Source organism: Paractinoplanes maris, assembly GCF_023544465.1.
In the GTDB taxonomy this organism is placed as follows: Bacteria; Actinomycetota; Actinomycetes; order Mycobacteriales; family Micromonosporaceae; genus Actinoplanes; species Actinoplanes maris.
In genome coordinates, this window is record NZ_JALPVL010000002.1 from 143,373 (window position 1) to 167,291 (window position 23,919).

20 protein-coding genes are annotated in these 23,919 nt (G+C 70.4%); 4 read left to right on the forward strand and 16 right to left on the reverse strand.

Annotated features, from left to right (window positions below; genetic code table 11):
• Window position 1: 1 nt before the first annotated feature.
• The 3 genes from guaA to NAG42_RS05530 form a co-directional block, all read right to left on the reverse strand.
• Window positions 2-1,549: a glutamine-hydrolyzing GMP synthase gene (guaA, locus tag NAG42_RS05520; RefSeq protein ID WP_250028555.1), complete on the reverse strand. Its 1,548-nt coding sequence runs from the start codon at window positions 1,547-1,549 to the stop codon at window positions 2-4.
• Window positions 1,546-2,940, reverse strand: a complete 1,395-nt coding sequence (locus NAG42_RS05525) for a S8 family serine peptidase (protein WP_250028556.1) — start codon at window positions 2,938-2,940, stop codon at window positions 1,546-1,548. Before NAG42_RS05525 ends, guaA begins: the two co-directional genes overlap by 4 nt.
• A gap of 104 nt (window positions 2,941-3,044) precedes the next feature.
• On the reverse strand, window positions 3,045-4,835 hold the full coding sequence (locus NAG42_RS05530) for a S8 family serine peptidase (RefSeq protein ID WP_250028558.1): 1,791 nt from the start codon (window positions 4,833-4,835) through the stop codon (window positions 3,045-3,047).
• 131 nt (window positions 4,836-4,966) lie between these two features.
• Between NAG42_RS05530 and NAG42_RS05535 the strand changes: the two genes are divergently transcribed.
• Window positions 4,967-6,034 (forward strand): LCP family protein, encoded by a 1,068-nt coding sequence (locus NAG42_RS05535; RefSeq protein ID WP_250028559.1) that lies wholly within the window; start codon window positions 4,967-4,969, stop codon window positions 6,032-6,034.
• Here the strand turns inward: NAG42_RS05535 and NAG42_RS05540 are convergent, their stop codons facing one another.
• From NAG42_RS05540 to guaB, 3 genes are read right to left on the reverse strand one after another with little or no spacing between them, the layout of a single operon-like run.
• Window positions 6,035-7,453, reverse strand: a complete 1,419-nt coding sequence (locus tag NAG42_RS05540) for a M1 family metallopeptidase (protein WP_250028561.1) — start codon at window positions 7,451-7,453, stop codon at window positions 6,035-6,037. It lies immediately after the preceding gene.
• A 44-nt stretch (window positions 7,454-7,497) separates the two neighbouring features.
• Window positions 7,498-8,616 (reverse strand): GuaB3 family IMP dehydrogenase-related protein, encoded by a 1,119-nt coding sequence (locus NAG42_RS05545; RefSeq protein ID WP_250028562.1) that lies wholly within the window; start codon window positions 8,614-8,616, stop codon window positions 7,498-7,500.
• Between the two features lie 14 nt (window positions 8,617-8,630).
• Window positions 8,631-10,118 carry an IMP dehydrogenase gene (guaB, locus tag NAG42_RS05550; protein ID WP_250028564.1) on the reverse strand — a complete coding sequence of 496 codons (1,488 nt, stop codon included), beginning with the start codon at window positions 10,116-10,118 and terminating at the stop codon, window positions 8,631-8,633.
• 122 nt (window positions 10,119-10,240) lie between these two features.
• On the opposite strand from guaB, the gene NAG42_RS05555 reads away from it, so the two are divergent.
• A complete protein-coding gene (locus NAG42_RS05555) occupies window positions 10,241-10,642 on the forward strand; it encodes a DUF5319 domain-containing protein (RefSeq protein WP_250028565.1) in 402 nt (133 codons plus the stop codon).
• A gap of 29 nt (window positions 10,643-10,671) precedes the next feature.
• On the opposite strand, the gene NAG42_RS05560 is transcribed toward NAG42_RS05555, so the two are convergent.
• A complete protein-coding gene (locus NAG42_RS05560; RefSeq protein WP_250028566.1) occupies window positions 10,672-11,526 on the reverse strand; it encodes a helix-turn-helix transcriptional regulator in 855 nt (284 codons plus the stop codon).
• Window positions 11,527-11,757: 231 nt separating this feature from the next.
• Here NAG42_RS05560 and NAG42_RS05565 point away from each other — a divergent pair, with 231 nt between their 5' ends.
• Window positions 11,758-12,147, forward strand: a complete 390-nt coding sequence (locus NAG42_RS05565; RefSeq protein ID WP_250028567.1) for a WhiB family transcriptional regulator — start codon at window positions 11,758-11,760, stop codon at window positions 12,145-12,147.
• A 164-nt stretch (window positions 12,148-12,311) separates the two neighbouring features.
• On the opposite strand, the gene NAG42_RS05570 is transcribed toward NAG42_RS05565, so the two are convergent.
• The 9 genes from NAG42_RS05570 to NAG42_RS05610 form a co-directional block, all read right to left on the reverse strand.
• Entirely contained in the window at window positions 12,312-13,898 is a 1,587-nt protein-coding gene (locus NAG42_RS05570) for a molybdopterin-dependent oxidoreductase (protein WP_250028568.1), read from the reverse strand.
• Between the two features lie 71 nt (window positions 13,899-13,969).
• On the reverse strand, window positions 13,970-15,670 hold the full coding sequence (locus tag NAG42_RS05575) for a M16 family metallopeptidase (RefSeq protein ID WP_250028569.1): 1,701 nt from the start codon (window positions 15,668-15,670) through the stop codon (window positions 13,970-13,972).
• Window positions 15,667-16,608 carry a hypothetical protein gene (locus NAG42_RS05580; protein WP_250028570.1) on the reverse strand — a complete coding sequence of 314 codons (942 nt, stop codon included), beginning with the start codon at window positions 16,606-16,608 and terminating at the stop codon, window positions 15,667-15,669. The genes NAG42_RS05575 and NAG42_RS05580 overlap by 4 nt, the downstream gene beginning before the upstream one ends.
• 93 nt (window positions 16,609-16,701) lie before the next feature.
• Window positions 16,702-17,880, reverse strand: a complete 1,179-nt coding sequence (locus NAG42_RS05585) for an ROK family transcriptional regulator (RefSeq protein WP_250028571.1) — start codon at window positions 17,878-17,880, stop codon at window positions 16,702-16,704.
• A gap of 34 nt (window positions 17,881-17,914) precedes the next feature.
• Window positions 17,915-19,171 (reverse strand): sugar ABC transporter permease, encoded by a 1,257-nt coding sequence (locus tag NAG42_RS05590; RefSeq protein ID WP_250028572.1) that lies wholly within the window; start codon window positions 19,169-19,171, stop codon window positions 17,915-17,917.
• Complete coding sequence (locus NAG42_RS05595; protein WP_250028574.1) at window positions 19,168-19,983, reverse strand: ATP-binding cassette domain-containing protein; 816 nt, start codon at window positions 19,981-19,983, stop codon at window positions 19,168-19,170. The genes NAG42_RS05590 and NAG42_RS05595 overlap by 4 nt, the downstream gene beginning before the upstream one ends.
• A gap of 161 nt (window positions 19,984-20,144) precedes the next feature.
• Entirely contained in the window at window positions 20,145-21,254 is a 1,110-nt protein-coding gene (locus NAG42_RS05600; protein WP_250028575.1) for a sugar ABC transporter substrate-binding protein, read from the reverse strand.
• 393 nt (window positions 21,255-21,647) lie between these two features.
• The gene (gene ybaK, locus NAG42_RS05605) at window positions 21,648-22,133 is read right to left on the reverse strand and encodes a Cys-tRNA(Pro) deacylase (protein ID WP_250028576.1); all 486 of its coding nucleotides are present in this window, start codon (window positions 22,131-22,133) and stop codon (window positions 21,648-21,650) included.
• A gap of 18 nt (window positions 22,134-22,151) precedes the next feature.
• Window positions 22,152-23,321 carry a class I SAM-dependent methyltransferase gene (locus NAG42_RS05610; RefSeq protein WP_250028577.1) on the reverse strand — a complete coding sequence of 390 codons (1,170 nt, stop codon included), beginning with the start codon at window positions 23,319-23,321 and terminating at the stop codon, window positions 22,152-22,154.
• Window positions 23,322-23,558: 237 nt separating this feature from the next.
• Between NAG42_RS05610 and groES the strand changes: the two genes are divergently transcribed.
• Window positions 23,559-23,867 carry a co-chaperone GroES gene (gene groES, locus NAG42_RS05615; protein ID WP_015619077.1) on the forward strand — a complete coding sequence of 103 codons (309 nt, stop codon included), beginning with the start codon at window positions 23,559-23,561 and terminating at the stop codon, window positions 23,865-23,867.
• The last annotated feature ends 52 nt before the right edge of the window (window positions 23,868-23,919 follow it).

The following is a 23,919-nucleotide window of genomic DNA, read 5'->3' on the forward strand; positions in this document are numbered from 1 at the left end:
CTCACTCCCACTCGATGGTGCCCGGCGGCTTGCTCGTGACGTCGAGGACGACCCGGTTGATGTCGCGCACCTCGTTGGTGATGCGCGTCGAGATCTTGGCGATCGTCTCGTAGGGCAGGCGCGACCAGTCGGCGGTCATCGCGTCCTCGCTGGAGACCGGCCGCAGCACGATCGGGTGACCGTAGGTGCGACCGTCGCCCTGCACGCCGACGCTGCGCACGTCGGCCAGCAGCACCACCGGGAACTGCCACACGTCGCGGTCGAGGCCGGCCGCGGTGAGCTCCTCGCGGGCGATCAGGTCGGCCGCACGCAGCAGGTCGAGCCGCTCGCGGTCGACCGCGCCGATGATGCGGATGGCCAGGCCGGGGCCGGGGAACGGGTGCCGCTGGACCATCTCCTCGGGCAGGCCGAGCTCCTTGCCGAGCGCGCGCACCTCGTCCTTGAAGAGGGTGCGCAGCGGCTCGATCAGCGCGAACTGCAGATCGTCGGGGAGGCCGCCCACGTTGTGGTGCGACTTGATGTTCGCCGTGCCGGTGCCGCCGCCCGACTCGACCACATCGGGATAGAGCGTGCCCTGCACCAGGAACTCGATGTGCCGCTCGTCGTCGAGCTCGCGCGCCGCGGCCTCGAACGTCCGGATGAACTCGCGTCCGATGATCTTGCGCTTCTGCTCCGGGTCGGTGACGCCGGCCAGATGACCCAGGAAGACATCGGAAGCGTCGACCACCTTGAGCCGGATGCCGGTGGCGGCGACGTAGTCCTTCTCGACCTGCTCGGCCTCGCCCGACCGCAGCAGGCCGTGGTCGACGAAGATGCAGGTCAGCTGGTCGCCGACGGCCTTGTGAACGAGCGCCGCGGCCACCGCCGAGTCAACCCCGCCGGAGAGACCGCAGATCACCTGCTTGTCGCCGACCTGCTCGCGGATCGCGGCGACCTGGTCGTCGATGATGTTGCCCGGGGTCCAGGTCGGCTCGAGGCCCGCGATGTCGTACAGGAAGCGCTTGAGCATCTCCTGCCCCTGCTCGGTGTGCGCCACCTCGGGGTGGAACTGGACACCGGCCCGGCGGGCGGTCAGATCCTCGAAGGCAGCCACCGGCGCACCCGGTGTCGACGCGGTGACCGCGAAGCCCTGCGGCGCGACGGCGACACTGTCACCGTGGCTCATCCAGACCGGCAGGTCGGCGGGCAGCTCGCGCAGCAGCGTGCCGCCCTGGGCGGTCAGGTGGGTGCGACCGTACTCCCGCGAGCCGGTGTGGGCCACCGTGCCACCGAGCGCCTGAGCCATGGCCTGGAAGCCGTAGCAGATGCCGAAGACCGGCACCTCGTTGTCGAACAGGCCCGCGTCGAGCACGGGCGCGCCGGGCTCGTAGACGCTGGACGGGCCGCCGGACAGGATGATCGCGGCCGGGTTCTTGGCCAGCATCTCGGCCACCGGCATCGAGTGCGGGACGATCTCGGAATAGACCCGCGCCTCCCGCACACGGCGAGCGATCAGCTGGGCGTATTGGGCGCCGAAGTCGACGACGAGGACCGGGCGGGGAGTACTCACCCGCCGAGTTTACCGTTGGCGACCCGCCGGTTCCCGGCCCGGTCGTACGCGCGAACCTGCACGCTGCGTGCCTTCGCGGGCACGGTGAACCGGCTCACCGGCCCGGCGCGACGGACGGTGACGCGGCCGTTGACCACCAGTTCCAGCCGGGCCACGCCGGACACGTCGGCCACCCGGGCGATGAGGGTACGACCGGACTTCGCGAGCCGCACGACCGGAGCGACATTGTCGGCCCGCACGCTGCGCCGCACCACAGCAAGGTTGCCGCGGCGGTCGTAGGCGCGCAGCTCCAGCGGGACGGTCGCGGTGCCGGGTGCGGACTGCCAGGCGAACGAGTACGGCGCGGTGGTGTCGGTGCCGATCAAGCGACCCCCGGCGTACAGCTGGACCCGCGCGACGCCGTGCTGGTCGGCCGCCGCGGCCGTGATCGTGACTCGGCCGCGCACCAAGGCGCCGACCGCGCCGAAGGCGACAGCCGGCCGGGTGACGTCGCCGTCGACGGGCAACGCCCGCAGCGCGGCGGGCACATCGATGCGGCCGGACGGCAGCGCCCGGGTGGTGACGAGCGCGGTGCGGATCTGCGTGGCCGTCGGCGCCGGATCGGTCGAGGCGAGCAGACCGGCCGCCCCGGCCACGAACGGGGTGGCCGACGAGGTGCCGCAATACTGTCCGATCAGGCCGGTCGGGCCCTGCGCCGGGTTGCAACCGGGTGCGGTGACGTCGACCCAGCTGCCGTGATTGGACCAGTCGTAGCGGCTTCCGGACGACGTGACCCCACCGACCGCCAGCACCGACGGGATCGCCGCCGGGTAGTGCGCGGTGGCCACTCCCCGGTTGCCGGCCGCGGCGACGACCAGGGCCCCCTTGGTCTCCGCGTAGGCGACGGCGTCGCGCAGCAGCGGGCTGTCGTCCGATCCGCCCAGCGACAGGCTGATCACCGAAGCGCCCTGATCGGCGGCCCAGCGCAGGCCGAGGGCGATGTCGGTGTAGCTGCCGCCGCCCTTGGCGTTGAGCACCTTGACCGGCAGGATCCGGCAGAACCAGCAGACGCCGGCGATGCCGGTGCGGTTGTTGCCGGACGCGGCGATCACGGTCGCGGCCATCGTGCCGTGCCCGTTGTCGTCGGACGCGTCGTTGTCGTGGTTGGCGAAGTCGCGGCCGGGCAGCAGCCGGCCGGCCAGATCGGGCAGCGGGCTCACCCCGGTGTCGACCACCGCGACGATGACCCGGGACGAGCCGCGGACCGACGACCAGGCGTCGTCGACGTGGGTCTGCGTGACACCCCACTGGCCGGCGAAGCCGGGGTCGGCCGGCCGCACCGGGGCGGCCTGGGCCGGGGCGGCGACCAGCATCGACGCACCGGCGATGAGACCAGCGACCAGCTTCCGCATGCTTGGGACCTCGCAACAGTGAAGGAGCCGGCCACGATGGCCGGCTCCTTCACGTTCGGTCTGTTGCGCGGTCGTCCGGTTGATAACCCGGAGCGATCGGGGTGCTAGCGGGTATAGGTCAGCTTGACCGAGTTGGTGGTGTTGCCGGCCTTGTCGTAGCCACGCACCTGCACCGTGAAGCTCTTCGGCACCGAGGTGGCGGCGAAGGTGAACGGCTTGACGACCGTACGGGTCTGCGAGGCCTTGCCGTTGATCAGCAGCACCCACTTGCCCATGCCGCTGCCGGTGTCCGACCCGCTGAACTTGATCGTCACCGTGCCCTTGAGCTTGGTGCCGCTCTTGGGCGCGTAGGTGATCTTGGTGGCCGGGGCCTTGTTGTCCACGGTGACGACGCCCTTGACAACCTTCTGGTTGTTGGCCTTGTCGAAGATCCGCAGCTCGATGTTCGTCTTGCCCGAGTAGCCGGCCGTGTTGAAGATGATGCCGTAGGGCGCGTTGCGGCTGTAGTTCTTGTAGACGCCGTTCACGTAGAGCAGCGACTTCTGGATGCCGGAACGGTCGTCCTTGAGGCCCACCGGACGGACCGGGATGCTGCCCCGGGCGAAGCCGCCGTTCGGGGTGATGCCGGTGGCCGTCGGAGCCGTGCGGTCGGTCGGGACGTCGAACGAGGCCGACGCGTCGACCAGGCCGTAGGTGACGCCGCTGACCTTGCGGGCCGAGGCTCCCTTGTAGATCGAGCTCGCGATCGACCAGCCGGTGTAGCTCGGGTTCCGCGTCTTCACCAGGGCGGCGACGCCGGCCACGATCGGCGCCGAGAACGACGTGCCGCTGGTGCCGGAGTTGTAGTTGCCGTACCGGTCCATGGTCATCACGTCGCCCACCGCGGCCACGTCGACCCATGTCGCGCCGGACGCGTTACGCGACGAGTACGCCGTCAGCGTCTGGTTGCCGTAGGTGCAGTCGGGGTCGGTGGCCCACTCCGGGCAGCGCCGGGTCGCGCCGACCGTCAGCACGTCGGGGTAGGCCGCCGGGTACTGCAGCGAGGTGTTGCCCTCGTTGCCCGCCGCCGCCACGACCAGCGCGTTGTTGGTGTTGGCGTAGGCCACCGCGTCCTGCAGAACCTTGGCGCCGGGACCACCGAGCGACAGGTTGAGGATGCGGGCGCCGTTCTTGACGGCCCAGATGATGCCCTGAGCGACGTCGCTGGCCGAGCCCGAGCCCCGCGAGTCGAGCACCTTGACCGGCATGATCTTGCAGGACCAGCAGACGCCGGCCATGCCCTGGTTGTTGTTGCCCCGGGCGGCGATCAGCGCGGCGACCGAGGTGCCGTGACCGCGGTCGTCGTTCGTGGTCTTGTCGTCGTTGACGAAGTCGTGCCCGGCCACGGTCGCGCCGGCCAGGTCACCGACCGGGTTGACGCCGGTGTCGATGACCGCGACGACCACGCCGGAGCCCGTGGTGGTGTCCCACGCCTGCGGCGCGCGCACCGCATACATCTCGTTCTGGTATTTGAAGGACGGGTCGTTCGGAGTCTCGAACTCCTTGACCTGGACGTCCTTTTCCACATAGGCGACGTTGGGGTCGCTGCGCAGGGCGGCGATGGCCGACGCGCTGCGGCCGCTCGAGACCGTCACGCGGGCGGCGTTGATCTCGGCCAGCGTGTTCTGTGAGGTGGTCGAGTCGGCGGTCCGCAGGCCGGCGGCCGAGAGGCTGCGGGTCGTGACGGCGCGGTCGACACCGGCCTTGTAGCCGACGATGAGCTGGACAGGAGTATTGGCGGTGGCCGACGTGGTCGTCTCGTCGGCGGCCAGGGCCCAGGTGGTCACGCTCGTCATCGACACGACGACGGCGGTGGAGATGAGACCGACGGTGACCCGTCGTTTGTTGAGCTTCATTGAAGCGTGTGCCTCCCCCGTTGATTCGCGGCGGTCAGCGTACGGGTGAATGCCCCTGCTGCCATCACCCGTTTCACATATCGAGATCTTGCCCCATTGAGCTGGCGATCACGCTCGCCTACTGTTCCGGCATGCGGAACAAGAGGGCGGGCTGGGTGATCACCGGAGCGGTGGTCGTCGCACTTCTCGCGGCTGGTGGCATCGCCTGGGCCGTGCGCTCGGAGCCGGACCGGCAGGCATCAGCCTCGGCCTCGGCCGCGCCACCGACGTCGACGGCCGGGCCCATCACACCGGCGCCGTCCCCCGGCGCCGACATCAAGGGGCCGCTCGACCTGCTGCTGATCGGTGTCGATACCCGCGTGTCCATTCCGGGCTGGGAGCCGCACGCCGACGCGATCATGCTGCTGCACGTGGAGCCGGACCTCGAGTCCGCATACCTCTACTCCCTCCCGCGCGACCTGCGGGTCAAGGTCCCGGGGTCCGGCACCCACAAAGTGACCGAGGCGATGAGCCGCGGCTCCCGGGTGGCGGGCAGCAAGCAGCCGAGCACCGAGAAGGGCTACGAGCTGCTGGCCAAGTCGATCAGCGGGTACACCGGGATCAAGGAGTTCCAGGCCGGGGCGATCCTCAACTTCGGTGGCCTGGCCAAGCTGACCGACCAGCTCGGCGGCATCGACCTGGTGATCGATCAGAGGGTGGAGTCGCGGCACCGTAAGCCCGACGGCTCGCTGCGCCCGCTGCGCGGCGGTGACTACGTGGGGCCGCAGGCCGTCTATCAGCCCGGCCGGCGGCACCTGGTGGGCTGGCAGGCCATCGACTACGCCCGTCAGCGTTACGGGCTGCCCGAGGGCGACTACGACCGGCAGCGCCACCAGCGGCAACTCGTCGGTGCGCTGTTGACCAAGGCGCTCGGTGAGGGGCTGGACACCGATCCGGCGAAAGTCGACCCGCTGATCGACGCGCTGGGTGACACCTTTGTCTATCTGGGCGGGCGCAAGCCGGTCGAGTACGCCTACGCGCTGCGCAACCTCTCCCCCGAGAAGATCACCCGGGTCAGCCTGCCCGGTCGCGGGGTCGGGCGGGGCAGCGGATACCTCGGCGAGCAGCTCACCGACGAGGGCCGGGGTTTCGTCCAGGCTGTGGCCCGGGGCAAGGCGGCGGCCTATCTGGCCGGTCATCCCAAGCTGGTCGACAAGTAGCTAAGGCTTGGCCGGCTTGCCGTCGGTGAACAGCCAGGACTGGAAGAGAGCGTCGAGCTGTTTGCCGGAGATGTCCTCGGCCATGGCGATGAGGTCGTCGGTGCTCGCGTTGCCGTTCTTGTGCTCGCTGGTCCAGCGCTGGAGCAGCTGGTCGAAGGCGGCGTCGCCGATCGTCTTGCGCAGGGCGTAGACGGTCATGCCGCCGCGCTGATAGACGGCCTGGCCGAAAATCCGGGGCGCGCCGGGGTTGCCGGCCTGGCCGGGCTGCTCCCAGGCGTACGAGTTGTAGACGCTGTCGAAGCTCTGCTCGACGGTCTGCACGCCCTGGTGCTCGTCCCACAACCACTCGGCATAGGTCGCGAAGCCCTCGTTGAGCCAGATGTCCTGCCACTTCTCGAGGGCCACGCTGTCACCGAACCACTGGTGGGCCAGCTCGTGGGCGACGACCGACTCGTTCGGCCCGCCGCTGAAGAACGCGGGCCCGTACACCGGCCGGCTCTGCGTCTCGAGCGCGTAGCCGATGCTCCGGTCGGCCACCGCCACACCGCCGTTGGCGTCGAACGGGTACGGCCCGAACTTGGTGGCCAGGAAGTCGGTGATCTCGCCGGTCTTCGCCAGCGACCGGGCGGCCGGACCGTCGGCGGGCAGGGACTCGTCGACCGCCAGCACCATCGGCTTGCCGTCGTGGGTGGTGGTCGTGACCCGGTACTGGCCGATCACCACCATGGCCAGATAGCTGGCCAGCGGTGAGCTCTCCGACCAGCTCCAGGTCGTCCAGCCGCCGGTCGTCCGTTTCGGGCCGGGCACACCGTTGCTGATCGCCTCGACCCCGTCGGGCACGGTCATCTCGAGCTTGAAGGTGGCCTTGTCGGACGGGTGGTCGTTGACCGGGAACCAGGTGCTGGCCGACTCGGGCTGGCCCAGGGCCACCGCGCCGTCGGGGTTCTCCAGCCAGCCGCCGTCGCCGAGGACCGAGTTGGTGAACTGGCTGGGCTCGCCGCCGTACTCGATCACCGTGGTGAACGCGCGGCCGTTGACGATGCCGGTGGCCGGGGTGATGGTCAGCTCGGTCCCCGCGGCCGACGAGCTGGCCCGTACGCCGTCGACCGTCACATTCCTGGCGGCCAGCTTGGACAGATCGAGGTTGAACTTCGACAGGTCCTGCTTGGCCGTGGCGGTGATGGTCGCCGTGCCGGTGAGCTGGTCGGTGCGCGGGTCGTAGCGGACCTTCAGGTCGTAGCCGGCCACGTCGTAGCCGCCGTTGCCGTATTTCGGGAAGTACGGGTCGCCGATGCCCTCCGCGCCGGGAGCGAAGGCCGGCGCGGAGGAGGAGGACGGCGCGGGGGCCGGCTCGTCATCCACGGAACAGCCGGCCACCGCCAACACCAGACCCAGAACACCAGCACCCGTACGCCTCATAGGCGCGAGGTTAGCGCTGCCACCCGAAAGGGGGAGGAAAGGACTCAGCGGTCGAGGACCAGCGCGACCTTCTGAAACTCCTTGACGTCGCGGTAGCCGCACTTGGCCATCGCGCGCCGCAGGCCGCCGAACAGGTTGAGCTGGCCGTCGGCCCGGTCGGCCGGACCGAAGAGCAGCTCCTCGAGCGTGCCGTCGGGCTCACCGGCGATGCAGAAGCCACCGCGGGGCAGCTGCGGGTGGCTGGCCGACGAGTGCCACCAGGCGCCGCCGGCCGGGGAGCCCTCGGCCAGCGACAGCGGCTCGCCGAGCATCACCGCGTCGGCGCCGCAGCCGATCGCCTTGGCGATGTCACCCGACGTGGAGATGCCGCCGTCGGCGATCAGGTGGACGTACCGCCCGCCGGTCTCGTCGAGGTAATCGCGGCGCGCGGCCGCGGCGTCGGCGATCGCGGACGCCATCGGCACCCGGATGCCGAGCACCGTGTCAGTGGTCGACCACTCGTCGGCCCCCACCCCGACGATCACGCCGGCCGCTCCGGTCCGCATGAGGTGCAGCGCCGTCTTGTAGTCGGTGCAGCCGCCGACGATGACCGGCAGGTCGAGGTCGGCGATGAACTCCTTGAGGTTGAGCGGCTCGTCCGTGGTGGACACGTGCTCGGCGCTGACCAGCGTGCCCTGGATGACCAGCAGGTCGACACCCGCGTCGAGCACCACCGGGGCGAGCGCGAGCGTGTGCTGCGGCGACACCCGGACGGCGACGGTGATGCCACCCTCGCGCATGGTGCGCACCCGCTCGGCGATCAGCTCGGGCTTGATCGGCTCGGAGTAGACCTCCTGCAGCCGCCGGGTCGCGTCGGCGTCCTCGTCGAGCGAGGCCAGCTCCTCCAGGATCTTGCTCGGGTCCTCGTACCGCGTCCACAGGCCCTCGGCGTTGAGCACCCCGAGACCGCCGAGGCGGCCCAGGGCGACCGCGGACTCCGGGCTCATGGTCGCGTCGGACGGATGCGCCACGCACGGGATCTTGAAGGGGTAGGCGTCGACCCGCCACTCGGTGGACACGTCGTCCACGTCGCGGGTGCGCCGGCTCGGGACGATGGCGATGTCGTCCAGGTGGTACCCGCGCTGAGCGGTCTTGCCGAGACCGATCTCCACGACGTCACGCATGATCAGGACTTCCTTTAGCGGGAGTGGTAATTCGGGGCCTCGGCGGTCATCTGGATGTCGTGCGGGTGGCTTTCCTTGAGGCCCGCCGCGGTAATCCTGATGAGCTGGCCACGCTGCTGCAAGTCGGGGATCGTCTCGGCCCCGGCGTAGCCCATCGCGAGCCGGACGCCGCCGACCAGCTGGGCCACCACCCGCGACAGCGGGCCACGGTAGGGAACCTGGCCCTCGACACCCTCGGGAACCAGCTTCTCCTCCGGCACATCATGCTGGAAATAGCGGTCCTTGGAGTACGACTTGGCCTGACCGCGTGACTGCATGGCGCCCAGCGAGCCCATCCCGCGATACGACTTGTACTGCTTGCCGTTGACGAAGATGAGGTCGCCGGGGCTCTCCTCGGAGCCGGCCAGCAGGCCACCGAGCATCACGGTCTCGGCGCCGGCCACGATGGCCTTGGCGATGTCCCCGCTGTATTGGATGCCGCCGTCGGCGATCACCGGGACGCCGAACGGCGCGCACGCGCGCTGCGCCTCCATGACGGCGGTGATCTGCGGGACACCGACACCGGCGACGATGCGGGTGGTGCAGATGGCGCCCGGACCGACACCGACCTTGACCGCGTCGGCCCCGGCCTCGGCCATCGCCTTGGCCCCGGCGTAGGTCGCCACGTTGCCGCCGACGATGTCGGTCGGGGTGTCGCGCTTGAGCCGGGCGATCATGTCGAGGACCTGACGCTGGTGACCGTGCGAGGTGTCCACGATGATCACGTCGACGCCGGCGTCGATGAGGCCGCGGGCACGCTTGTAGGACTCGTCGCCCACGCCGACCGCGGCGGCGACCCGCAGGCGTCCCTGGTCGTCCTTGGTCGCGTGGGGGAACTGCTCGGACTTGGTGAAGTCCTTGACCGTGATCAGACCGCGCAGCCGGCCGCTGTCGTCGATGAGCGGCAGCTTTTCGATCTTGTGCTGCTGGAGCAGGGCGAGCGCGCCGTCCTTGCTCACGCCGACCGGCGCGGTGATCAACGGCATCTTGGTCATGACGTCGCGGACCTTGGCCTGATCGTCGGTGACGAAGCGCATGTCACGGTTGGTCACGATGCCGACCAGGGTGCCGTCGCCCGCGGTGACCGGCACACCCGAGATGCGGTAGCGGCCGCAGAGCTGGTCGACGTCTCGCAGCGTGTCGTCCGGGCTGCAGGTCACCGGGTTGGTGATCATGCCGGACTCGGAGCGCTTCACGAGGTCGACCTGGGCCGCCTGGTCCTCGGGGGAGAGATTGCGGTGCAGGACGCCGATGCCACCCTCGCGGGCCATGGCGATCGCCATGCGCGCCTCGGTCACCGTGTCCATCGCCGCGGACAGCAGCGGGATGGTCAGCTCGATGGTGCGGGTCAGCCGGGTCCTGGTGTTGACCCGGCTCGGCACGATGTCCGATTCGCCGGGCTGGAGGAGCACGTCGTCGAAGGTCAGACCGAGCGGTACCGTGCGGGCCGAGTCAGATTCCACGGAGCATCCCTCAAAGATGGAAGACGAATGGTTCATCGTACCCATCCGCTGTGCGTCGCCTCGCGCGACGGACAGCACGTGCGGGCCAGCACACATCCGTCAAGGGTGAGTACGGTAAGGGGGTGCAAGATGAGCCCATCGACCCGTTCAACGGCGATCCCACCGACCCGGCCGCGGGACTCGACGACCTCGACGAGGACGCCGAGGCCGAGCCGCTGACCGATGCCGAACGGCAGGACGTCGTCGAGGATCTGTCCGACCTCGAGATCTACCAGGCGCTGCTGAGCCCGACGGGCATCCGGGGCCTGGTCATCGAGTGTGAGGACTGTCATGAGCCGCACTACTTCGACTGGGACCTGCTGCGGGGCAACCTGCGGCATCTGCTGAGCAGTGGGCGGCCGCGGGTGCACGAGCCGGCTTACGATCCCGACCCCGATCACTACGTCACGTGGGAGTACGCGCGCGGCTACGCCGACGGCGTCCACGACACGCTGACCGAGGGCAACGAGGACGAAAAGGAGTAGGCCCGGGGTTGCCCGGGCCTACTCCGACATCAAGCGACCAGTCCGGCTCGGAAGCCCGCGGCCACCGCGTGTGCGCGGTCCCTGGCCCCCAGCTTCCGGAAGAGCCGCCGGGCGTGCGTCTTGACCGTGTCCTCCGAGACGAAGAGCTCACGCCCGATCTCGGCGTTGCTCTTGCCGTCGGCCATCCCCCGCAGCACCTGCAGCTCGCGCTCGGTGAGGGTGAGCCGCCGGCCCGCGGGCGCCGGGTCGGCCACGCCGACCTGGGTCTCGTTGCCCGGCCAGGCCACCATCGGACGGCCGGTGGCCGGATCGATGGGAGCATCGCCACGCTGCGCCGGGACCATCGGCGCGTTGGGCCCGAGCATGGCCGGCACGGCCGCCGCGTTCGGCGAGCCCATGCCGAGCCCACCGTTCTGATAGGCCGCGCGGGCCGCGGTCGAGTTGTTGTTGCGGGCCCCACCGGCGACGGTGGCGGGCTGGGCGTTGGCGCCGTTGATCGGCATGCCCTGCGGGCGCACCGGGAGGAGCAGCAGGAGCAGCGCCTTGGCGACGACACTGACCAGGTCGTGCTCGACGCCACGGATGACACCGCGGGCACCGGCGGCGACTGCCGCCGCGGCCACCCGGGGGTCTTCGGCGCCGAAGAGCACCACCTGAGCCTGTGGCGCGCGAGCCAGGACGCGCCGGGTGAAGCCGACGCTGTCGGGACGAGTTACGGCGGTGTCAGCCAGGACCACTTCAGCCGGCCGTTCAGCCAGGCGGATCATGGCCTCGGTCTCGCTGACCGCGGTCCGGACGACGCCGGTCATGCCGAGCCGGGCCGCGGTGGACGCGACGGTCTGGGCCGCCAGCGGGGTACGGACGCACACGAGGACGGTACGCACAGTGATCCTCCTTCTCTCTCAGAGGAGATCACGCGAGGGCCGCAGCATTACGCGCTTTAGATGGAAAAAATGGGAAAGATCGGTATGACTTGCCAGACCGATGTCATGCGGCTCCAGAAGACATCGACAAGTTGCGTGTGAGCCCCCGAACACGGGGGTAACACCGCGACAGGCCTGAGCAAGGCCCCTCATGACGACACTCCGCGGTGCCGCGCGGGAGGAGGGTGTTCCATGTCGAACGTTCGCAGACTGCCCGGGCCCATCGCCGACCTGTGGGACTGGCAGCGCCTCGGTTTGTGCCGAGGCCGGGACAGCGCGCAGTTCTTCCACCCGGACGGCGAGCGCGGTTCGTCCCGCAACCGCCGGGAAGCCAAAGCCAAGAGCATGTGCGGCGCGTGTCCCGTGCGGGCCGAGTGCGCCGCCCACGCCCTCGCGGTGCGAGAGCCGTACGGGGTCTGGGGAGGCTTCAGCGAAGCGGAGCGGCTGCGGCTGCTCGCGGTCGGCTGGGAGGACCTCGCCGACCGTCATCACGGACGCGTCGACCTTGTCCGGCTCGAGGCCCGGCTCGGCCGGCCCCACAAGTCGGCCGTACCGGCGCAGCGGCACTCGCCGGCCGCCTGACGTCGCCGGGACGGCATCACCATGACGATCCGGTCCCCCATCGGGGGCCGGTTCGCGTTGTTCGACGGCTCTTCATCAACCGTATTGGTGGACATGCAAGCCACCGTATGAGCGACTTGCGTCATCACAACGGACCGCTGGTGCGGCCTTCAACCAAATGGCATTCAGGCGACGTCGACGGAGACCGCGTGCCATCCGGAGGCCCCGTCCGGCGCCGGCGACGCGGGCGTGCTGGTCTGGGTCGCCCCTGACCCGTCGGTGGCCCGCACCCGCAGCCGGTGCTTACCCGGAGTCGCCGCCCACGCGTAGCTCCACTCGCGCCACGTGTCGCTGGAGACCGTGGCGGCCAGTGTCGCCTCGGCCCAGGCGCCGTCGTCGACCTGCACCTCGACCTTGTCGATCCCGCGGTGCTGGGCCCAGGCCACCCCGCCCACGGTCACCGTCCCGGCTTTCCGGTCGGCCCCGTCGCGCGGCGTGTCGATCCGCGACTCGGTCTTGATCGGCGCCTGCTGCGACCAGCCGCGCGGGACCCAGTAGGCGTCGAAGTCGGCGAACCGGCTCAGCTCGATCTCGGTGATCCACTTGCAGGCGCTGACATAGCCGTACAGCCCCGGCACCACCATCCGGGCCGGGAAACCGTGGTCGACCGGCAGGGGCTCGCCGTTCATACCGACGGCCAGCAGAGCATCCCGCCCGTCCATCAGGGTCGCCGTCGGGCTGCCGCACGTCCACCCGTCCACCGAGCGCTGCACGACCTGGTCGGCGCCGGGCAGCGGATCGGCCTCGGCCAGCAGCTCGCGGATCGGCGTCCCGAGCCACAACGCGTTGCCGATCAGATCGCCGCCGACCTCGTTGGACACGCAGGCCAGCGTCACGTACCGCTCGATCATCGGCCGCTGCAGCAGCTGCTCCCAGGTCAGGGTGATCGGGTTGCGCACCATGCCGTGGATGCGCAGCTGCCACGTCGCCGGATCCACCTGCGGCGGGATCAGGGCGGTGTCGATGCGATAGAAGTCCTTGTTGGGCGAGATGTACGGCGTCACCCCCGGCACCTGGACGCCCGAGGGCAGCGGCGGCGCGGTCTGCCGGGGCGCGGGCAGCACGACGTCGTCACGGGCCGCCGTCACCGTCTGCCGCGAGCCGAGCCACCGCCCGCCGAAGCCGACGACCGCCGCCGAGCCGAACGTGATGCCGAGCAGCTTGAGGAAATAACGACGATCATCGACGTACGCCGGTCCGCCCACCGCCGGTGGCGGCGCCCCGAGCTCGTCGCCCCGGCCGCCGACGCCGGCCCCGACCGGCACCCGGGCCTGCTCGGTCACCAGTGAGCCGGCCCGGTCGAGCAGCACGCGCAGCACCACGACGGCCAGCGCGGCGCCCACCACCGTCGGGAGCCAGGCGAAGACGCCCGCGTCGTGCCGCGTCTGAGCCGCCGCCACGCCGACCGCCGCGAACAGGACGATGCCGGCCAGGCCCAGGCGCCACGACCGCACGGCGAGCACACCCACGCCGTACGCGTAGGCCGCCAGCAGCACGGCCGTGCCCACGATCAACGCCGTCTTGTCGTGCACGCCGAAGACGCTGACCCCGAAGTCCTTGACCGGCCCGGGCACGTTGTCGACGACCACGCCCCCGACCGCGGGCAGCGGCGCGGTCAACGGTCCGGTCACCACCGCCACGGCCTCGGCCACACCCACGGCGACCGCGGCGGCCGCCACTCCGGCCAGTCCCGCGCCCACCGAAAGCTTCACTCCCTCATCCTGCTCCCCCGGCGTGCCCGCGGCGAGACCGGCGGTGGCCGGGTGGGCAACGACACCGTGGATCAGCGCCGGCGGGCGTGCCGGACCGTGGTGACGGCACCGGCCACGCACACTCCGGCCACACCGAGCGCCACCGTGAGGCCGATCAGGCCGGTGGAGAGGTCGACCAGGCCGGTGCTGAGCTCGTAGCCGACCCGGCTCGCCATGGCCAGCCCGACCAGGGCCACCACCACGAAAATCACGATCCGGCGCACCACGCCGGCTCGGGTGCGCTGCTCCGGAGCGGCCGGCCCGGGCGATCCGGCGACGGGCGCCGGCTCCGGTTGAGGAATCCGAGCGGGGTCGCGGGCCGGCTGGTCGACCCGGGCGGCCGGTGGGATCAGGGCGTCGAGCCGCCGGACCGCATCGGCGCCGTTCTCGTGGAGGGTGGGCTCGACGAGCACCATGATGCCGTCGGTGCCGACGAACTGACGACCGCCGTCGGGCCAGGCGCGGACGATGGCGCAGTCGTCGAACCGTACGGTCGCGCAGTTGTCCTCCGCGACGATGCTGACGCCGTCCGAGCCGATGATCAGCTTCTCGCCCGGCGTGTCCAGCGAGCGGAAACCGGTGCCCCGCACGGCCTCCTCGGAACGGGTGGGAGCGGCGGTGAACCCGGCCCAGTCGGCCCGGCTCTGCGGCGTCATCATCAGCCCGGTACCCCAGGCGTGCGCCGCCACCCGCGCGACCTCGGCCGCGGTGACCGCCCGCAGCCCGTCGGCCACCTCGTCGGCGCCGAGCACGGCCCGCCCGGACAGCAGGTTGAACGCCTGCCCCGGCAACCGCGCGCCCTGCTCCTCGGCGTGCCGCAACGCCTCGGTCTGCTTCTTGATCACCGCGGCCACGTCGGCCTCGTCGACCCGGCCCACCCGCAGCCCGGCCAGCACGTCGACGAACGCGCCGACAACGGCGCCCTGCTTGTCCGCCAGCGCGTCGGCGACGGCGGTGACCTGCCCCTGGTCCACCCCGAACGGCTCGTAGACCGCGTTCGCCGCGTAGGACAGGCCACCTTCCTGACGCAACTCGCGGAACATCACCCGCTCGAGCACCCCGGCGAAGACGGCTGACTCCGGCGCCCGCGGCACCAGGGCGTCCCAGACGAGCACGTTGGACGAGCCGGCGAACCAGGCCGGGGTGACGGGCAGCGCCGACGACATCGCCGGCGGCTTCCGGCGTACGCCGGTGGCCAGGTCCAGCCGCAGGCCGGCCGGCACCTCGTCGCCGGCCACCCAGAGCACGGCGTTCTCCCTGGTGAAGAAGCGCTGCACCCAGTCGCGCAGGTCGTCCTCGGTGATCGCCGGCAGGCCCCACTCGGGATAGCTGGGCAGGCCGTAGTCGCGGGCGCCGTGCCGCCACAGCGCCATCTGGCTGGCCGCGCCCGTGTTGCGCCCCTGCGCCTCGGCCCGCAGCAGGTCCTTCTCGACGGCCAGCCGGTGCATGGGCAGATCGCGCAGCGAGGAGCAGACCGCCGTGAGGAACTCGCCCAGCTCGTCGGCCGAGCCGTGCATGTGGAAGAACGTGTACTCGACGCCGGTGGCCCCGTTGTAGTGGTAGTCGGCCACCCCGGTGGAGAAGAGCGCCAGATGCTCGATGAGGTGGGTGATGCCCCGCCGGGCCGGCGGCTCGTCGGCCGACCCGACCCGGAAGGCCAGGCCGGCGTGTCCGGGGCCGGTGGCCGGCGACAGCAGGGCCGGCACCCCGTCGATCTCGATCTGCTTGATCATCGGCTCGCTCCAGCCAGGGCCCGCCGGCGGTGGTTGCGGACCTGCTCGGCCACATCGCCGCCCAGATAGGTCCAGGGATATTCAGTGGCCCGATCGCCGAGCAGGGCGAAGAGCGGAGCCGCCGAGCGGCGGTCACCGATCAGGCTGAAGACGAAGGCGAAGGTGCTCGCCGCCTCCACCCAGCCGTGGTCGCGGCCGAAGTCGGGGTGTAGCACCGACCGTTCGGCCGCTTCCCGGAGCTCGGTGCGGACCGGGCCGCCGTGCAGGTACGCCGTCCGGGTGCCGGCCGGCAGATCGGCCCAGTGCTCGATGTGAGCCTCCGCGACCAGCACGCCTTGCACGGCACCGGGCGGCGCGGCCAGCATCTGCTCGCGACTCCACGGGTGCAGCGTCTCCCAGGTGCCGCCCCACTTGGGACAGAGCTGTTGCAACATCTGGAACTGTGCCGTCAGGTTGTGCGGGTCGAGCGCCGTGACCTTGTCGAAGCGGCGCCGGGTCTCGGCCGGCCCCACCTCCAGCCCGCGGGCCGACACCAGGCGGGCCGCCCAGATGGCCGGGTCGCCGGGGTTGCGGGCGGCGCCGTCGATCAGCACCGCCTCGGCCTGACGCAGCCAGTCGTGGAACTCGCTGAACTGCTGGGAGCTGACGTATTGAGCCCGGGCATCCGAGCGGATGGCCCAGCCGATGTCGATGAGGCGGAAGCCGAGCATGGCCGCGGCCGCCCCGTCGTCCGGATCCCGGTCGAGTACCTCGCGCAGCACCCGCTCGGCGTCGGCGAACCCGCCCTGCCGGATGACCATGGTGCGCCCGGCCGGCGGCAGACCGTCGACCACGCCCCGGACACCGGCCCAGTCCCCGGCCACCAGCCGCTCCCGCACGGCGGCGACCTCCGGATAAGCGTCCGCGGGATCGAGCTGGACGCGATCTGACCCATTCACGGCCGGGAGCATAGACGATCTTGCACATCGGCACCGCCCGGCGGACGACGAAGCCGTTCCGCACGGGCGGAACGGCTTCGGGCGTACCGGATCTCAGCTCAGCAGGGGGTCCTCGAGGAGGTGCTCGAAGGCGAGCTCGGCCGCGCCGATGAGGGCCGCGTCGGTGCCGAGCTCGGGGGTGCGCAGCCGGATGTGCTCGCGACAGGCGGGCAGGGCGATCGCGGTGAGCCGGCTGCGGATCTGGGCCGCGGCGACCAGGTAGACGTCGCGGAGGGTGCCGCCGAAGATCACGGCCTCGGGGTTGAAGATGTTGACCAGGTTGCCGACACCGAAGCCGATCCACTCGCCGACCTGCCGCACGGCGAACTGGGCCTGGCTGTCGCCGCGCATGGCCGCCTCGACCACGCCCAGCACCGCCTCGCGTCCGGTCTGGCCGGCCCGGCCGGCGTGCTTGAGCAACGCGTACTCGCCGATCTCGGTCTCCCAGCAACCGCGCGAACCGCAACTGCACTCGCGGCCGTACGGGTTGACCACCATGTGGCCGACCTCGCCGCCGTAACCGCCGTGACCGGCCACCCGGCGGCCGTCGGCGATGATGCCGGCGCCCACCCCGACATCGCCGTACAGGTAGATGACGTTGTCGCAGCCCGCCGCCGCACCCCGGCTGTGCTCGACCAGGGCCGAGACGTCGGCGTGGTTGCCCATCGTCAGCCGGCCCGGGTCACCGAGCTCGGCGCGGAGCGCGGCACCGACCGGTTCCTCGACCCAGCCGATGGTGGGGGCCAGCCGGACCATCCCGTCGGCCCGGCGGACCATCCCGGCCACGGCCACCCCGGTGCCGACGAAGTGACCGTCGCCCGGCACGTCGGCCCGCATCTCACGGACGAATTCGGCCAGCGGCTTCACGGCGTCGATCACCTGCATGCCGCGCGGCCGGTCGGTCTCCCGGCGGTCCAGGATGCGGCCGCCCAGCCCGACCCGGGCCGCCCGCAGGCGGTCCACCTCGATGCTCAACGCGTACGCGTAGACCCGGGACGACTCGGGCCGGACGACCAGCGACGGTCGTCCGGCCCGGCCGGTCTCTCGTGGCGCCGCCTCGGTGACCAGACCAGCGGTGGTCAGATCGGCGGTCAGGGCTCCGATGGTGCTGCGGTTCAGGCCGAGCCGATTGGTGAGCTCCGCCCGGGACGTTGCTCCGTGAACGTGCACGTAACGGAGCAGCGTCCCGAGATTGTGCCGGCGAATCTCCTCCTGGCTGGGGCCGGCCCGCATCAGCGCGCCGTCCCCGGAACCAGGTGGAACTCGTTCATCGGTTGCCGGTTGCGGCCGCTCTGCGCCGGGCCAGGGCGTCGACGCTCGCGGCGATCAGCAGGATGACGCCGGTGAAGATGTACTTCTGACCGGCGCTGAAGCCGAGCAGACCCATGCCGTTGTCGATGACGGCGATCACCGCGCCACCGATGACGGCGTTGATGACCTTGCCCTTACCACCGAAGAGGCTGGTACCACCGATGACGGCCGCGCCCACCGAGTACAGCAGGATGTTGCTGCCACCGGTGTTCGGGTCGACCGACGAGGCCCGGCTGACGGCCATGATGCCGCCGATCGCGGCCATGAACGACGCGATCACGAAGACCGAGATGCGGATCCGGTCGACCGGGATACCGGCCCGGCGGGCCGCCTCGGTGTTGCCGCCGACCGCGTAGACGTGCCGGCCGTAGCTGGTGCGACCCAGCACGAACGTCCAGAGCACCAGGAAGAACGCGATGATCGGGACGACGATCGGGACACCCTTGAGGGAGTTGATCGCCGGGTTGATCGCCCGCTCCTGGGTGAGCAGCGCGGTGGCCACGAGGACCAGGACGGCCAAGCCGCCGATGCGCAGCAGCACGATGCCCAGCGGGTCGGTGACCAGGCCCCGCTTGGCCCGGCTCCGCACCTGGTTGAACTGCACCGCGGCGTACCCGAGAACCGCGACGATGGCGAGGATCCAGCTCCACGTCACCGAGAGGTTGTCGTTGTTCAGCGAGTTGAAGAACTCGTCGCGGGTCGAGATGTTGGTGCCGCCGCCGAGCAGCACCAGCAGCAGGCCCTGGAAGCCCAGGAACGCGGCCAGGGTGACGACGAACGACGGAATGCCGATCTTCGCGACCAGGAAGCCGAGCACGAAGCCGATCACGAGGCCGGTGATCAGGGCGACCGGGATCGCCGTGTACCAGTCCCAGCCGTGGTTGGTCAGCAGGATGGCGACGACCGCGCCGCACACACCACTGGCGAAACCGGCGGAGAGGTCGATCTCGCCCAGCAGCAGGACGAAGATCAGGCCCATCGCGATGAAGACGACCTGGGCACCCTGGTTGAACAGGTTGGCGAAGTTCAGCGAGCTGAAGAACGTGTCGCGGGCGACGCCGAAGATGAGGCTGAGCACCACGAGGCCGAGGATGGCCGGCAGCGAGCCCAGATCACCGCCGCGGACGCGGCCCCAGTAGTCGTTGAGGTAGCTGCCGACGGTCGGCTTGACGACCTTGACGCCGCCGGCCGTGGTGGTCGTGGTGGTGCTCACTTGTCGCCTCCCGGCGTGATGTCGACGACGTCTCCGCCGAAGTCGGCGGGCTTCTCGGGAGGCAGGCCGAGGTTGCCACTGCGACCGCCGGTGATCAGCTCGACCACCTGCGAGTGGGTCACGTCGGTGGTCTTGACCTGGGCCGCCATGCGACCGAGGTAGAGCGCCGCGATGCGGTCGGAGACCGCGAACACGTCGTTCATGTTGTGCGAGATCAGCACCACGCCGAGGCCGTTGTCGGCCAGCCGGCGCACGAGCTCGAGCACCTGGGCGGTCTGCGCCACACCGAGGGCGGCGGTCGGCTCGTCCAGGATGACGACCTTGGAGTTCCAGAGCACGGCCTTGGCGATCGCCACGGTCTGCCGCTGCCCACCGGAGAGGCTGGCGACGAGCTGTCGCAGCGACTTCACGGTGCGCACCGAAAGGCTGGCGAGCGTGTCCCCGGCCATCTGCTCCATCGTCGGCTCGTCGAGCACGATGCCGCGCTTCTTCTCACGGCCGAGGAACATGTTCTGGACGATGTCCAGGTTGTCGCAGAGTGCGAGGTCCTGGTAGACGACCTCGATGCCGAGCGCGGACGCGTCGCGGGGGCTGTGGATGGCCACCTGGTTGCCGTCGTAGGTGACTGTGCCCGAGTCGATCGTGTAGATGCCACTGATGCACTTGACCAGCGTCGACTTGCCGGCGCCGTTGTCGCCGACGAGAGCGGTGACCTCGCCGGGATAGACGCTGAGGCCGACGTCGTGCAGGACCTGAACGGGACCGAAGCTTTTGTCGATCCCGTTGAGCTCCAAGAGGGGTGTCGCGGCCACGGTGGTTCTCCTTCGCTAAGTGACCGGGTTGCCGCCCGCGGCGATGCCACGGGCGGCGGGTGGGGGGAAACCCAACTCCGGCGCCGCCCACACCCCCGTTCCCGGGGAGGTGAGCGGCGCCGTCGTCAGTTCGGGTCTAGCCCGTCATCAGTTGAGGATTTTCAGCTGATTCCCGCGTCGGTGCAGGCCTTGGCGAAGTCGGCGGTGCAGACCGCGTCCTTGGTCACGAAGCCGTCGTCGATGACCTTCTTGACGGTGTCCTTGGTGATCGACTCGGGGTCGAGCAGCACCGAGGGCACGTCCTTGCCCGACTCCGGGTCCTTGGTGGTGCCGGTGGCCGTGGTCGGCTTCTGCTGCTTGGCCAGCGCGATCGCCAGCTCGGAGGCCGCGTCGGCCTCCTTCTTGATCGCCTTGTAGACCGTCATGCACTGGTCGCCGGCGAGGATGTTCTGCAGGCCCTGAACGGTGGCGTCCTGGCCGGTCACCGGGACCTGGCCGTTCAGCTTGTTCTTCTTCAGCACGGAGATGACCGCGTTACCGAGGCCGTCGTTCGCCGCGAGAACACCCTTGATGTTCTTGTTCGAGGTCAGCATCTGCTCGAAGATCGTGCCGGCCTGAGCGTTGTCCCAGTCCGGAACGGGCTGGTTCGGGCCCTTGGCGTAGGTGCCGTCGGCGTACTTCGGGTTCAGGACCGAGTCGTAACCCTGGGCGAACAGGGTCGCGTTGTTGTCGGTCGGGGAGCCGTTGAGCTCGGCGACGACCGGCTTGGTGTACTTCTTCTCGGTCAGGCAGTCGACCAGGCCCTGGCCCTGCAGCTCGCCGACCTTGACGTTGTCGAACGACACGTAGTAGTCCGCGCCGCCGCTGAGGGTCAGGCGGTCGTAGTCGATCGTCGCGATACCGGCCTTCTTGGCCTTCTCGAGGACGGCCTTACCGGTGCCGGAGTCCAGGTTGACGATCATGAGGACCTTGACGCCGCTCGAGATCATGCCGTCGGCGATGGTCTGGAACTGGGTCTTGTCGCCCTGAGCGTTCTGGATCTCGACCGGAACGCCGGCCGCGTCGAACGCCGCCTTCAGGAACTTCGGGTCGTCGGTGCCCCACCGCTGCGAGCTCTTGGTGTCGGGCAGGATGATGCCGACCTTGCCGGCCGAGGCGTTGCTGCCGGTGCCGCCGCCGGAGGAGTCGCTGCCACTGTCGTCGCCACAGGCGGCGACGCTGCTGGTCGCCAGCAGGCCGACCGCGGCAAGGGCGAAGATTCCCTTACGCATTCCTGGTGTCCTTTCGGGTAAAGCCGGGGATTCGATCGAATTCGATGGTGCGCGCTGCGGGAGTGTCGCTCCCCGAGACGCCGAATGATCAAGTGATCGAGTGATCTGAAACTAGTTTGTTGTGTCCGGCAACGTATTCCCGTTGCGGCCGGTTACACAAGCGGTGTCGGCGGGCGATCTCGTAACCCGGCATAACAATCCGGCAACACGGCGGTGATAGAGGCCGGACGGCCCTGGTGAAGGCGGGTCGCCCATCCGGCACCGATCGCTGACGTGACTCACCATGTGACGCTAAGTCAGGCACCTGACCGGTTCGCCCCGTTCTAGAGAGAAAGATCCTCTCGGCGCGTAACGTTGTCGTAACGGCTCGCGGCTCTTCGGATATTTCTGCCTTTATGTCCGAATCGTGGCGGTGGTCGCCTCGGTGAGACGGATCAGGTCAGCGGGGGCCAGACTCACCTGGAGACCACGCCGACCGGCCGAGACGAACATCAGATCCAGCCCCAGCGCCGAGTCGTCGATGACCGTCGCCAGCTTCTTGCGTTGCCCCAGGGGGCTGATGCCGCCCCGAACGTAGCCGCTGCTCCGCTCGGCCGCGGCCCGGTCGGCCAGGACAGCCCGTTTACCCCCGGCCGCCTGCCCGAGTGCCTTCAGATCGAGGTCGCCGGTCACCGGCACCACCCCGACGACGAGCGCGCCGTCGACCTCGGCGACCAAGGTCTTGAAGACCCGCTCCGGCGCCACGCCGAGCGCCTCCGCCACCAGCGCGCCGTAGTTGGGAGCGTCCGGCGACACCTCGTACGGGTGCAGGGTGTGCTCGACCTTCTGCGCGGTCAGCAACGCGGTGGCCGGCGTGCCGGCCGCGGCCTTCTTCGCCATGCCGGAACCGTACTGCTCCTAGGCTCGGCACAGGAGCACGGTCGGGGCGCCGGCCACCCGGGTCAGCACCAGGGAGGCGGCGTGCGGACCGGACAGCCGCAGATCCTTGCGCAACTGGTCCGGCTCCAGGGCCGAGCCCCGCTTGCGGATCTCCAGCCGGCCGACGCCGCGCTCGCGCAACAGGGCCCGCAACCGCTTGAGCGAGAACGGCAGCACGTCGGTGATCTCGAGACGGCGGGCGAACGGGGTGGCGACGCCCTCGTCGGAGTACACGTACGCGATCGTGGCATCGGCGAGCCGGCCGCCGACCGTCTCGGCGAACTCGGCGACCAGGTGGGACCGCACCACGGCCGGGTCGGGGTCATAGACGTACGCCCCCACGCCGCCCACCGGTGCGGCCCGGGTGCCACTGCCGGTCAGCTCGGCGCCGCCCGGCAACAAGCTCGCCCGGCGCGGGTCACGCGCCAGCGGCCCGCACCAGAAGGCCGCCTCGACCAGGTCGCCGCCGACGCTGACCCACTCCCCCTCGGCTTCCGGTGGCAGCAGGTCGTGGTCGATCCCCGGGGCCAGCTTGAGCACCGTACGAGGGACCCGGCCGGCCAGCGCCGCGATGAAATCCCAGGGCGGGGAGTACGACCGGGGGTCGAACACCCGTCCGCGGCCGGCCCGGCGCCGCGCGGGGTCGGCGAAGACCGCGTCGTAGTCCTCCACCGGCACGGTGGTGGCGTCGGCGCACTCGACAGTGATCCGGTCGGCCAGACCGAGCGCCCGGGCGTTGGCCGCGGCCATCTCGGCGGTGACCGGATCGGCGTCGACGGCGTGGACCGAGATGCCGGCCCGCGCCGCCGCCAGCGCGTCGGAGCCCAGCCCGCACCCGAGGTCGGCCAGGGTCCGCACCCCGGCCGCGGCCAGCCGGGCCGCTCGCCGGTCGGCCACCACGGCCCGGGTGGCCTGCTCGAGACCGGCCCGGGTGAAGAACATGACGGCCGCGTCCGGGCCGAATTTGGCGGCCGCGCGGCGCCGCAGATCGACCTGGGTCAGCGCGGCGGCGGCGAGATCGGGCGGGACCCCGGCCGAGCGCAGCGCGGAGGCGGCGGCCAGCGGGTCGGCCCCGGCCGTCTCGCGGGCCAGGGCCAGGGCGGTCACCCCTTCAGGCGTACGCAATCGGGCAGTCGACTCGGCGGTCACGCAGGCATTCTCCTCGGCACGCCAGGTCTGGCACTCTGGTTGACGGAGTGCTAGTTCCGGCCTAATCTCGATTAGCACTCTCAACATGAGGGTGCCAGCCGAGAGCCCGTACTGGGCAATCGGTGGGCACCAGGCGGACCGGCACCCGCGACGACGGCCCCGCCCGGTGGCATGAGGCAGCAGAGTTCTGGCCGGCCAATCTCTGGCCGGCGAAACGATACCCAGGAGGGTATGCCCGTGACTACCGCGACCAAGGTTGCGATCAAGCCGCTCGAGGACCGCATCGTGGTCCAGGCGAACGAGGCTGAGACGACCACGGCGTCGGGCATCGTGATCCCCGACACCGCCAAGGAGAAGCCGCAGGAGGGCACCGTCCTCGCTGTCGGCCCCGGCCGCATCGACGACAAGGGCAACCGCATCCCGGTTGACGTCAAGGTCGGCGAGACGGTCCTCTACTCGAAGTACGGCGGCACCGAGGTCAAGTACGCCGGCGAGGAGTACCTGGTGCTCTCCGCCCGCGACGTCCTCGCGGTCATCGAGAAGTGACCTACTGACAGTGCTGACCGCCCTGACCCGCACTCGTGGGTCAGGGCGTCGG

Excerpts from the sequence above, each read along its gene's own strand:
- NAG42_RS05525 (WP_250028556.1), bottom strand. The coding sequence starts at position 2,940 with ATGCGGAAGCTGGTCGCTGGTCTCATCGCCGGTGCGTCGATGCTGGTC.
- NAG42_RS05530 (WP_250028558.1), bottom strand. The coding sequence starts at position 4,835 with ATGAAGCTCAACAAACGACGGGTCACCGTCGGTCTCATCTCCACCGCC.
- NAG42_RS05535 (WP_250028559.1), top strand. The coding sequence starts at position 4,967 with ATGCGGAACAAGAGGGCGGGCTGGGTGATCACCGGAGCGGTGGTCGTC.
- NAG42_RS05540 (WP_250028561.1), bottom strand. The coding sequence starts at position 7,453 with ATGAGGCGTACGGGTGCTGGTGTTCTGGGTCTGGTGTTGGCGGTGGCC.
- NAG42_RS05545 (WP_250028562.1), bottom strand. The coding sequence starts at position 8,616 with ATGCGTGACGTCGTGGAGATCGGTCTCGGCAAGACCGCTCAGCGCGGG.
- NAG42_RS05565 (WP_250028567.1), top strand. The coding sequence starts at position 11,758 with ATGTCGAACGTTCGCAGACTGCCCGGGCCCATCGCCGACCTGTGGGAC.
- NAG42_RS05575 (WP_250028569.1), bottom strand. The coding sequence starts at position 15,670 with ATGATCAAGCAGATCGAGATCGACGGGGTGCCGGCCCTGCTGTCGCCG.
- NAG42_RS05585 (WP_250028571.1), bottom strand. The coding sequence starts at position 17,880 with ATGCGGGCCGGCCCCAGCCAGGAGGAGATTCGCCGGCACAATCTCGGG.
- NAG42_RS05600 (WP_250028575.1), bottom strand. The coding sequence starts at position 21,254 with ATGCGTAAGGGAATCTTCGCCCTTGCCGCGGTCGGCCTGCTGGCGACC.
- ybaK (WP_250028576.1), bottom strand. The coding sequence starts at position 22,133 with ATGGCGAAGAAGGCCGCGGCCGGCACGCCGGCCACCGCGTTGCTGACC.